Raw genomic sequence first — 12879 nt, 5'->3', positions numbered from 1 at the left:
ATTGTACTATGATCTACAACTAATGAAATATTCGATTGTGTATTATCAGTGGCTAAATCTGCGGCTTTTGTGAAGATCGCTCCACCATTACCTGCTGTGTTCCCAAAGATCGTTACGTTTTCTAATACTAACGCTACCGGATTACCATTCTTGTATCTTCCTTCAATACCAATAGCTCCACCTGATTTTGCTGTTGTATTATTATTAAATGTCGTTTTCTTTACTGTTACAGTGGCTCCTTCTGCTAAGCTTAAACCTGGCGCTATAAAAAGACCACCACCAAATCTTTCGGTTGTAGCTTGTGTTGTATTGTTTTCAATTGTCGTATTTACAATCTCTACATCACTACCAACAGCTGAAATACCGCCACCATGACCTGTTGATGTTGTGTTACCACTTATCGTCATATCAGCAAAAGAAACTAGACCTGTAACGTCTAAAATATTTATTCCACCACCGTTTCCGGCTGCGTCTCCACCTGTTACAGTGAAATGGTTAAAATTAACGTCTATATCACCACCTGAAACTTGGATCACTGAACCATTATTAATCACCTGATTGGCTAAACCTTCTAGAATATCTTCCGAAGCATCATCGCCTTGAAGAGTCAACGATTTTGTGATTATAATTTGTTCTTTATGCGTACCATTGATAGTAATTACATCTTCCGCAGATGCATCATCAATCGCTTCTTGAAGCGTATAATATTGTGTTGATGTCGTTGTATTGAATACGGTATTGACCGGATCAAAAGGTGCAGGAACAAATTCAAAAGCACCCGCATCTGGTAATGCATCTCTTGTTTGACCTAACGCATCTTCTGTTACTAAATCTTTCGCTGTTGCCTTGAAGTAATCTTTAGCAATACTAGATCCTGTAAAAGTGTAAGTTTCATTGGTTGAACCTTCTTTTGTTTCTAGCGATGCTGATAAAAGAAGTTCTGCATTAGTTATTGCTGTTTCATAGTTATCAGAATTTGTAATGTTACCACTTTCGTTGGCTACTCTACCTAAAATAGAGTTGTACAAGTTTTCTGTATCTGTATTACCAAAGTTCACATCAGTACCCGATGAAATAGCATTTAAGGCAATGATTGAATTGTAAATATTCAATCTACCTGATGGCACACTACTTCCATTTTTATAATAATATATACCATAACGAGAACCGCTACTTCCTGAACCCAATGTATTATGAACAATTGTAGTATGGTACAATTCAACACCAATTACTGAAGTAGATGTATTTGTAGTATGGGCAATAGATTTAGTAAAAATTGCTCCGCCTTCATTACCCGCTTCATTTTCATTTAAAGTCGAGTTCACAAGATTGATTGCTACATAGTAGTCACCTTCTCCATTATGATCAAAGCCAATAGCTCCACCATTAGTTTTTGCAATGTTAGATGAAATAGACGTATTTTCAATATCTACTGAAATATCTTTTCCACCAGCATTTCTATTGATAACAAATAGGCCACCGCCTACTCCAACAGTAGCTTCGTTATCTAAAATTTTACAATTAGTAATCGTAGCATCAGTTCCTCCTATTGCAAGACCACCACCTTGCTTTGCTTTGTTGTTTTTGACAATTAGGTTGTCCAGCGTAATACCTGATACATTATTTGCATAGATACCACCTCCTGTTGAGCTACTTGTTGTACCTCCTTGGATTGTTAAGTTCTTAATAATAGTGTTGGCAGCAGTAATATTAATTACTCTAGTTGAACCATTATTACTAATAATATCAGTTGTTGGATCTTCTCCTTGCAATGTTACTGTTTTATTTAAAGCAACTACTGCAGTAAGATTGTGTTGTCCGCGAATCTCAATAACATCATTTTCGTTAGCCGCTGTTATAGCAGCGTTAATAGAGGCATAGTCTTGCTCTCCTATTTTCACGCTTTGCCCCATAGCTAAATGGCAAAGTAAACATGTTATTATAACGGTAAAAATTCTTTTCATTTCTTCTACTGTTAGTTTTGTTGTGTGATTTTTACACTATAAAAGTAGATATCTATTTATTTTTTGTAGGTAGGCGATTTGGTCATAATGCTTAAAAAACTGACCATAGGCCTATATAAAGACGTATTCGTAATGTTTTGAACAGTTATCAAAAGGTTTCAAAAAAGTGATATTCAATTTGAGATATATCACAGGAAGCCTAAAACGGTTTATTTATAAGTATAACAGATTTTACATGGATATAATTACAAAAAAGGCTTGATATTTCTATCAAGCCTCAATTTATAAATATTTACTTAGATTTTTTCGGTCAATCCTTAGTATTATCTCTATTTTGATAAATTTTTCTTTACCTCAACTGCATTAGAGATTGGTAAATCAAAAGTATGTGCTGCAATCCAAACCGGAACTTTTTCTCCATAATGAGGAGTCGTTCTTGTTAGTTTTGGCTGAGCCATCACCCAATAGTAGCCTTTTTGTTCTACTTCGAAAGACAAATCCGCTAAGTCTTTCTTGATCACTTTTGCTTCTAAAGGATTGTTATTTTTTGCATAGAAAATGGTGTAATCTTCTGTATAATCACAAGCATCCCATTGTAAAGTATTTCCTTTACGGTCAACTTTCATTTCAGAATACTTATCAAATCTCCATTCTACCAGTGTTTGGAATTTCATTTCTTCCAATAAAGATTGGTATGCTGGATTTAATGCTAAGTTTTCTCTTTCATTAGGATCTTTCTCAACATCATATAACTGATCGATTACCCCGTGCGTATAGATGTATTTCATATTTCCTTTTCTCATCATTCTTGATGGCAAATCTTTTTGCTTTGGAAATGCTTTGTAATCGCCTGCTCTATACTCTGCGAATACTGTTCTGTCTTTTATTGTTTTTCCATTTTTTGAAGTGGATACTAATGAAACTCCTTGAACTTCTTCAGGAACATCTGCACCAATTAATTCAGCAACAGTAGGCATCACGTCTACTAAACTAACCAATGTTTCGTTTCTAGTTCCTTGAGGCAATGCTTTTGGATAAGAAAGAATAAATGGTACTTTAATCGCCGCATCGTACATATTATGTTTTCCTCTTAATCCATGTTCCCACATGTGCTCACCATGATCAGAAGTATAAATGATAATTGTATTATCTGCTAAACCATTCTTTTCTAAAGCAGTGACAATACGACCAATCATCTCATCCATTTCTGTGATACATGCCGCATAAGCAGCCATCACTCTTTTTGCTTGTTCTGGTTTGTTCTTTGGAAGACCGTGGTGTACCCAATTTTGCACCCAAGGATATTTCCCTGATTTATACCAATCGTTTACAGTTTCAGGAAATTCAAAATCGTTTTGATCGTATAAATCATAATATTCTTGTAGAGTAGTCAGCGGAAGGTGAGGCTTTTCGAAACCTACATGTAAGAAGAAACTTTCGTCGTCTTTTCCTCTCTCGTCAATAAACTCTACAGCTTTTCGTGCTACGACCATATCGAAGTTATCTTCATGATCTTCTACCAATGAAGGCTTTAACTGTGGATTAAGGTCTTGGCTTCCGCCATATTTCTTGTATTCTAAGATCTGACGGTATCTATGGTAGGCATCTTTTCCTACTTCATCTTCATAATGGCCACCAGGAAAGTGAGTATAATATCTTGTATTGACTACATCCCAACCCATATCGTTTCTTTCTGGATGTGCTGGGTCTACATTTTTTTGTAGCTCACCATGAACATGCATCTTACCTGGTGATGCTGTGATATATCCATCTTTCTTAAAAACCTCAGCAATTGTTTTAATATCATCATGATAGCCTGTGGATCTCAAAAATCCTGATCCCTTTCTTACCTCTTTACCGTTGGCATTAATAACCGGTGCTTTATGGTAGATAGCTCCATTCGCATAAGGATACATTCCTGTAACAATTGCTGCTCTTGTGGGTGCACAAACTGGAGCCGGAGCATAGGCATTTTCGAAAGTTACCCCGTTTTTTGCTAATGCATCAATGTTGGGAGTTTTGATAATGTCGTGACCGTAAGCACCTGAAAATGTCTGTTTATGTTGATCTGAAATGATAAACAATACATTCGGCTTTTTATTTTTCTTCTTTTTTTGTGCCTGTGCTCCCATGATAGGGACTAATAAACAGGCTAAAAATAAAATATGTAGTCTTCTCATGATGTTGCTAGTAATATCTTTTTGATCAAGAAGAGTAAGTAGTAAAATGTTAACCACTCTATCTACTTACTCTTTATTTGTTACTTTAATTAATATTTTCGTTGGCTGCTTTTTCTGTTTCAGGAATAGGCCATTGATAGTCTTCTGGTCCTCGGACACCTTGAATTAAACCTTGGTTATTAGGATCGAAGGCCGATTTCACTAGTTCCTCTAACATGCCCATTCTAGTTAAATCGAACCAACGGTTACCTTCTGCCATTAATTCAACTCCCCTTTCTCTCATGATAAAAGTTCTGAAGTCATTCATTGACATACCACTTCCTTGGAAGAATTCATCCATCTCTACTCGCTCTCTTAAGATATTGATATCATACTCTGCCATTGATGGATCTTTCAATTTTTCGGCAGCCGCCTCTGCTCTGATCAGATGCACATCTGCCAAACGCAATACATGCCAATTCTGTTGAGCCGTTGCATCCGAAGTCGCTTCTCTATCTACATATTTAGAAGTATAAACCTGATAAAGTACACCTACTCTTTCTTCTCCTTCATAGATATCGTAACCTGCCTTACCTGCATTGATCACATAGGTTCTGCCATTCGCTGTATATTCTTGGATAATAGATAACAAGTATCTTTGATCTGTCTTGTCAATATTTTTGTTGATAAATCCGGATTTGATACTGTTAGTTCCCCCCCAAGTTCCAGCACTTAAGCCAGAACCTTGAGGAGTAAATAAGTTAGTTATCGCTGATCCTTGCCCAGAGACCGGTGCATTCTGAATCTCAAAAAGCATCTCCCTGTTGTTACCATTCGTAGAATGGAAAATAAATTGATAATCATTAGCGTTAGTTACCAACGCATATTTAGGTCGATTTAATGCTTTATCAGCATATACATAAGCAGAGTCATAATATTGACCATAGTTGCTTCCTATTGATTCGTATATTTTTAAACCTTCATTTCCGATTAATGCATTTCTTGTAGATGACGCCATATGAAGATACACTTTAGCCAATAAGCCTTCAGCTGCCGCATTGGTTACTCTTCCTATTTCATTGACTTTCCCTTCAACAGTCTCTTCTAAGCCCCAACAGTTTTCTGAAGCAAACTTTAGATCACTGATGATTTGTCGGTACACCACGTCCACTGTAGAAGTAGGTAAGCCTATCTCATCCTCCCCTTGTTCTGCCGGAGTTGTTCTCAATGGCACCTCTCCAAAGCTTCTTACCAAGTTGAAATAATGTAATCCTCTTAAGAATCTGGCCTCACCAATAATTCTATTCTTAAGTGCATCATTCATTTCTATAGCCGGAACTCTAGCAATTACATTATTCGCATCTTTAATGGAAGTATAAATGGCATTCCAAGCATCCGTTAAGGTAGAGTGAGTAGACGATAATATACCGTTGTAATAGTCTGTATGTTTGAAACTACTTGTTCCTTGATCAGAAGAAGCATACATATTAGAGATATACAGCTGTCTATAATAAGCGTTCGTCTGTTTCATTGAAGCATAGGCTCCGTTGATTGCGGCTATAGCATCTGCTTCCGTTTTATAAAAGTCATCTGTCGTGATTTGAACTTTTGGTTCTTCTTTAAGTAGGCTACATGATGAAATAAGACCTACTAAAACAAGCAATATGATTACTGATTTTTTCATTTTAAATTTCATCTATGTGTTAGTAATTGAATTTAATGCCCATGATATACGTTTTCACACCAGGGTAAGAACCAAAGTCGATACCTCTTCTTTGAGGATTCTGACTGTATGTGGTTACCTCAGGATCGTATCCAGGATAGTTCGTAAGTGTAAATAAATTATGACCTGATGCATACAGTCTCATTGATCGTTTACTTCTGAAACGGAACGTATACCCTAAGTTTACATTTTTCAATCTTAAATAAGAAGCATCATAAATCTGACGGTCCGAACTGATAGCTCTCTGCCCTGTAACTGTCATTGGTGCAGGATGTTCAGGGTTGTCTATATTACCTGTAGATGGATTATAAACCACCTCGCCAGTTTCGTAATTGTAATCGATTGGTGCTTTCCATGAATTGTTGTAAGCCTCTTCAGAAACATTTGTAGTCTTACTCATATTTACCAATGGCCAAGACTCTACCCAAAGAATATCTCCACCTTTTTGGCCTGTGATTAAGAAACTCACATCCCAGTTTTTGTATTTAAATGCACTGCTTAATGAGAACACAAAATCAGGGTTCGGGTCACCAATTTTCACATAATCATCAAAATTAATTTGTTGGTTAGGTAGTGGATTCCCATCTGCATCGTATTCTACATGGTGGTTTACATATTTAATCTCACCTGGAGCAGCTCCAACAATACCACTTGCATTGGCTTCATCCCAATCTTTGTATATTCCATCTGTTTCAGCACCCCAGAAAATACCCAAAGGTTGACCTTCCATAAAGATATTTGGATATACTCTATCCGGTCCTACTGATGGCCCTAATTGGTAATCAATATTGTTGTTCAATGAAACAAGCATATTTCTATTCAAGGCAAAAGTACCTGTTACATTCCAGTTGAAGTTTTTCTTTTTGATGATATCATAACCCATTGTAACTTCAATACCTCTGTTTTCTACCTCACCAAAATTATCGATTTTGGATACAAAACCATTTGAGGCTGGTAAATTCACTTTCTGAAGTAAGTCGTATGTTTTCTTGTAGTAAACATCTGCAGAAGCTGTTAAGCGATTTCTGAACAATCCGATATCAAGACCTACGTTAAACTGATCTGTCGTTTCCCAAGTTAGGTTATCATTTGCCAAATTGGTTTCTATATAACCTACCGCTACCGATCCATCATAATTGTATCTCACCGGTTCCATTAAAGCCATCGATTGGTAAGCATTAATGGCATTGTTACCTGTCTTACCATAAGATGCTCTCAATTTCAAATTATTGATTTTCTCAGATGACTTTAAAAAGTTTTCTTCTGAGATAGCCCATGCTACTGCCGCAGAAGGGAAAATTGCACTCTTATTGTTTTCGGCAAATTTCGATGAAGCATCAATTCTAGCATTTACATCTACATAATATTTATGTCTAAAATTATAGGCTGCTCTAAATAAACCAGATACTAAGTCTGTCGTAAAATAATTATTGATAGGAACTAATACATCTGTTGCATTTTCAAAAGTATAATATCCTGTTGCATCTGTAGGGAAACCTAATGCTCTTTGGAACTCAGATTGAACTGTTCTTTTTTCAATAGTACCCAATCCGATAAAGTCCAAGTTGTGGTCGCCCCATGATTTTTGGTAACGTAAGTTTAACTCACCGTATAACTTTGTATTCAAAAGAGAAGATCTAGCCGCTTCACCATTGTTTCTTCTACCTCTTGAAGTAGATGAAGGATAGTAAGAGTTTCTATAGCTACTTTGAACGTTCACTGCACCTTTTGCAGTAGCACTTAAGTTATCCGTAAAGTTGGTTGATAACGTAAATGCTTGGTTAAATGTATAAGCATCTTTAATATCCTGTACTTGAGTTGCCATTGTATACGGGTTCGATAATAAGTATCCTTCGTTTAATGGAGCATAAATATCATCCGATTGACCATCATTTAATACTTCATAAATGGGTTGGAAGGTTAAAGTATTCGTTACAATGCCTTTCTCATTAAACATTTCACCGTTACCTGCAGATGTTGCTCTACCTGTACCATAAGATCCATTGGTTCTAGAATTCAAGGTCACTTTCCCATCAAAAGTTTGTCTATTGATGTTCATGTTTAGGGTAGCTCTTGTATAATCAGAGTTAATGATCACCCCTTGATTATCCGTTAGGCCGAAGCTTAAAGACATGTTCCCTTTCTTATTCCCCCCTCTGTAGGCTAAGTTATAATTCTGAGTGATCGCCTGTTGGTAAGTAATATCCTGCCAATCGGTATTGACACCCGTCGTTTCAGGGAAAGGCATTCTACCTGGCAGCTCTGCTACTTCTGGAAAATTCTCCAGAGTTAATGGTTGCGTTCCATCGAACACCATACCTTCTCTGGCTGGGTTGGTGATCACTTTGTAAAAGTTGTTGAGTACTCTTTGGTTCATGTACTCTTCAAATTGAGGACCGTCCAATACACCAATTTTATTATTGATTTCAGAAATACCGAATTCTACTGTTGCTGTTAGTTTGTCATAGCTTTTTCCGCCATCTGCTTCTTTCGTTGTGATTACAACTACACCGTTGGCACCTCTTGCTCCATAGATGGCTGTTGCATTGGCATCTTTCAGAATATTGATACTTTCGATATCACTTGGATTAATAAAGTTCAGAGCAGATTGAGAATCTCCACTACCTGCATTTCCTTGTGCATCTGTCAATGGATCCATCGGAATACCATCAATTACATATAAAGGTTGAGTGCCACCTTGCATAGAGTTCGTACCACGAATCTGGATACCAACTCCACCACCTGGCTGACCATTACCTGATACAATCACACCGGCCACTCTACCAGCAATCATGTTTTCAACATTTACAGATCTTGTTTGTTCTAATTCATCGCTTCCAATTGTTCCAACCGCACCAACAACATCTCCTTTTTTGATATCAAAGTAACCTGAACTCACTACGACTTCATCTAGCTCTTCAACATCATAACCTAAACGCACTTCAATTTCCGATCTATTGTTTACGGCAATTTCTTGAGTTTCCATTCCTATAAAAGAGAAGACCAAGATGTCAGATTCTTTTACTTTAATCGTAAATCTACCATCCATATCGGTAATCATTCCTCTAGAAGTATCTCCATCCTTGATGACAACACTTACACCTGGAAGTGGCAGATTTTCCTCATCAGAGTATACTGTACCTTTAACAGTTCGGTCTTGTGCGAAAGCCGATACTGCGAGGCAAGTAATCAGTATAAGTAATAATTGTTTCATATTTATATTGTCCTATTTCTTAATTAGTTGATGTGTAGATTGACCTTTGTTTGTGATAATTCGTATTAAAAAATGCCCAGGAGGCAATTGACTCACATTGATTTTATTGGTGTTATCTAAAGCTTGCCTATTGTAAAGAATTCCTGTTGTTGAATAGATTAAAACTTCTTCTATCAAGGCTTCGCTTGTGATATATATTTCTCCTTCAGCTGGGTTTGGAAAAATCGATGTTTTTACAAAATTATCTTCTGTTGAAGTAGGGTCTTTTATCTCATCTTCATTAAAAATCTCTTCCAAATACGCACCTACAGTACCATAAGATTGGTCTGGCTCTACTACCCATTTTCCATCCAAATACTTGTATAAAGTATCAAGTTCATATTGTTCTCCTTTCTCAAACTCGAAAGCTTGATCACCAGAACTGAAAAAATTCCAAAGGTATACCTGTTGTACTCCAGTGTATTTCACCAAGCCAAGCAGATCTGAAAACATTTCTGGTAATTCTTCTCTTTCGTATTGTTTTGGGATATAAGGTTCATTCTCGTTCATGCCAAATTCTCCTAGCATTACCGGTGTACCTTCATTAACAAAATGGGCAGAAGTTGTAAAGTACTCTGCAATTCGAATACCATTTAAGAAACCATAAGGAAAAACTTCAATCTCTTGTAACCATCTCCCATCATACGATGACCATGAACTAATATCCAATCTCATTTGTGGGATCACTTGTTCGATCAAATTCGGAACTTCTAATTCGATCATATTCGTGTATTCTCCATCCTTTCTATAGAAAAGTTTATTGAATTCTACACTAAAAAGAACCTCTGCATTCGCCTCAGGATATAAAGCTCTTGCTTTTTCTACACCTCTCATTCTTGAACGGAACATTCGTCCCATACCATCTACTCTCCATCGAATATCAACAGGTATTGTTTCTGGTTCTTTCTCCCAATTTCTTGTAGACCCTCTCAACATCCAATCTCCTTCCCAATTCTGAAGCACAAAACGCTTGTCCATATCTCCATACGTTTCAAGTAGGTGAACTGTTAATTGAAAAAACTGTTCCTCTTCTTGAGCATAGATATCGTTGTTTTTATCAGGACCTTCTTTGTAATAATCTCCAAAATTAGGGTTAGCCCAAACAGCATGGGTTTTAATTTCTTCATCAGAAAACAACGTATCCATCAAATGATATTTGGCTAACCCCGTCATGGTGTTGAATTGGTTAGGCCAATCATGATTAAAAGGATAATGGGCATGCATCTTTTGCCATCCACAGGTAAGAGATGTTTTAAAAGCTGTTGAACCAAACTCTTTGAACATGTCCAACCCTTCAATTAAGTAGGGTTTTTCAGTAAAGTTATACCAACCACCAATATGAGATGCTCCAATCACATGTTTGTATTCTGTAGCATTTTCATAATTTTCTGGCTTATAAGGCTCAATTTGAACCATCATAGAGTCATAAGATTCAATATGATTTTTGAAGTGAGTACGGATTTCACCATAATTCAACACTTGGAACAACTCTTCCTCATTCTGTATTGTTTCTGGGTGTAAAGCATCCTCACCCAAACGTAGTAAACCTGTTCTTGCAATTTTAAGTTGAAAACCTTTGTTTCCACTCTCCACCCATTCATTGGTATGGTTAACGGTTTTTGTAGAAATACTACCTCCATTTTTAATGTAGATGGATGATTGAATACTTCCATTTTTAGAATATAGATCAAGGTTTTCACAAACAATAACTCCTTCTGTAGTAAAAACGATAGGAGTTTTATTCAACCATTTTTGATCTCTACCTCCGCTTATTCCTAAGCTGCCGTATACTTTCAAAAATGTATATGCAGTGAAGTCCACTTCTTGTGTTGAAGTATTGATGATATTGAAATCTCCATCAACCACCATATTGTAATGATCAATAGTAAGCGTTGAAGATTCAGTACCGGATAACACCAAATTTTTTGGATTGATATATCCCTTTCCAGTGATAGAAGTCGCTGAGTTGGTATTGATGATCAAGTTACTATTGTAAGGGTGAAGGAAAGACTCCGATTCCATGGAACTCTCTCCTCTACCCTGAGCAATGGTACCATCACAGTGGATATTACCATTTATTCCAATCCATTTTTCTGCTTCTTCATCATGACCAATCAGCAAGTTACCTGCTTGATCAATATTCAAGTTGTTACAAACAAAAAGTGTGTCCACTCCTTGAGGTAAAATCAAGAATACCGTATAATCTTTTAAGTCAACATTATCTAGTTTTGTAGGGACTTTTTGGTTACTCCAAATGGTAGGATCAGACCAATGCCCTCCAGAAATAGCACTCACCTCGTTTTGTGCCAATGCGTTAATAGATAATGTAAGTTTAAAAAATAGAAGTAGTAATATATTTCGTAAAAAACATTTCATTTCAAATCATTAGTTATTTATAGCAATCATTAGTTATTGAACTCTATCGTCTTAAGCACATCAAAGGCTTTTGTATAGAACTCATCGTTTGTAGGGTATTTTTTATTCGCTTTTTTGTAAGCCTTCAGGTAGTTATTCATTTGAATGAAGTAATCATTATGGATAAAGTAAATCGGCTTTTTCTCACCTTCGGCAGAGATTAGCGACATGTCCTTAGATTCTCCATTCTTTTCATATTCATTGTTATACATTTCCCAGTGCAAGCAGAAAGGTAATTTCATCTGAATAGAAGCTAACATCACATCTTTAGAACGTCCAGCTTGCTCTTCAAAATTACCTTTTACCACTTTAAAGCCATACTCACCAATCCAAACTCTTCTAGAAAAAGGTAAACCTTCTTTAGGTTGAAGCTTAGATTCTATATAGTCCATAACCGGAGCTACATCTTTGTATACGTTTTCGTAACCTTGGCTTCTCTTACTTATCTCATAGCTTGAGTAAGAAACAAAGTCAACATCTACATTGGGCAGAATAGATTCTGAGATACACTTCTCTCCTTTCATGCCTTTTAGTGCCAAATTCACCTCGATGTAATGGTATACTTCTACATTCTTATGCTTCGTATCTCGCTTAGCATCATCAATTGCTTGCTGGCGGATTTGGAACCATTCTGTCATCCCAGCGATTTTCGTTTCAGAAGGAACTAACTTTTTGTTACCCATACCATGTAGTAACCAATCTCCTTCCCAGTTTCCTATTAGAAAAGTTTTACCCGATTTGTTGTAACGCTTTAGTAAGTAAGTAGTGTAGTCATACATCTCATTGTAAAATGCTTTCTTTTCGGTTTCAGTTATGCCGTCATTCCATTTTGCGTTAGTCAGGGTATGTACCCACATAAAAATATACTTAAAATCCATATCCAACACTTCTCTAAAATCTTGCTTGATTTTAACTAGATCTAGTGTTGTCTTAATGTTAGGATCCTTAAATTGGTCCGGGTAGATTTTATGGTATTGTTTACTTACAGAGATCTTTAGGATATTAGAACCTAACCCTCTGATTTGCTTTGCTTGTTCTACCAAGTAAGAGTCTTTCGTAAATTTATACTTTCCTCCAATGCCTTGAGTACCTAAAACAAAGTTATAATTCTCCAATGGTTCTGGAGTGGGTACCTCAACCTTTACAGTGCTTGTTTGTGCCATTACTAAGAATGGAAAAAACACAAACATCGATATCCATAATTTTTTTAATTCCTTCATTTCATTAAATCTTAAAACTAACATCTGAGTTTATTTGTCTAACGCTAATGTCTAAATTTGATGGTAAAATGAGGTTTGTTATCTATCCAAGAGAGTTGAATATTCAACCCACAGGTCTTTACGCCTAGTTTTTGGAAGGATTCGA

6 protein-coding genes are annotated in these 12879 nt (G+C 36.4%); all 6 read right to left on the bottom strand.

What is annotated here, in order from left to right; all coding sequences use genetic code 11:
• On the bottom strand, window positions 1-1964 hold a 1964-nt coding region (locus HGP29_RS11095), incomplete at its 3' end, for a hypothetical protein (RefSeq protein WP_211093268.1).
• A gap of 329 nt (window positions 1965-2293) precedes the next feature.
• Entirely contained in the window at window positions 2294-4144 is a 1851-nt protein-coding gene (locus HGP29_RS11090) for a sulfatase family protein (protein ID WP_168882471.1), read from the bottom strand.
• 85 nt (window positions 4145-4229) lie between these two features.
• Window positions 4230-5807 (bottom strand): RagB/SusD family nutrient uptake outer membrane protein, encoded by a 1578-nt coding sequence (locus tag HGP29_RS11085; RefSeq protein ID WP_168882470.1) that lies wholly within the window; start codon window positions 5805-5807, stop codon window positions 4230-4232.
• A gap of 19 nt (window positions 5808-5826) precedes the next feature.
• Window positions 5827-9060: a SusC/RagA family TonB-linked outer membrane protein gene (locus tag HGP29_RS11080; protein ID WP_168882469.1), complete on the bottom strand. Its 3234-nt coding sequence runs from the start codon at window positions 9058-9060 to the stop codon at window positions 5827-5829.
• 12 nt (window positions 9061-9072) lie between these two features.
• Complete coding sequence (locus tag HGP29_RS11075) at window positions 9073-11475, bottom strand: T9SS type A sorting domain-containing protein (protein WP_168882468.1); 2403 nt, start codon at window positions 11473-11475, stop codon at window positions 9073-9075.
• Between the two features lie 29 nt (window positions 11476-11504).
• On the bottom strand, window positions 11505-12734 hold the full coding sequence (locus HGP29_RS11070; protein WP_168882467.1) for a hypothetical protein: 1230 nt from the start codon (window positions 12732-12734) through the stop codon (window positions 11505-11507).
• Between the last annotated feature and the right edge of the window lie 145 nt (window positions 12735-12879).

It is taken from the genome of Flammeovirga agarivorans, assembly GCF_012641475.1.
GTDB lineage: Bacteria > Bacteroidota > Bacteroidia > Cytophagales > Flammeovirgaceae > Flammeovirga > Flammeovirga agarivorans.
The sequence above is the reverse complement of the archived record's forward strand: the minus strand, read 5'-3'. Positions and strand labels throughout refer to the sequence as shown.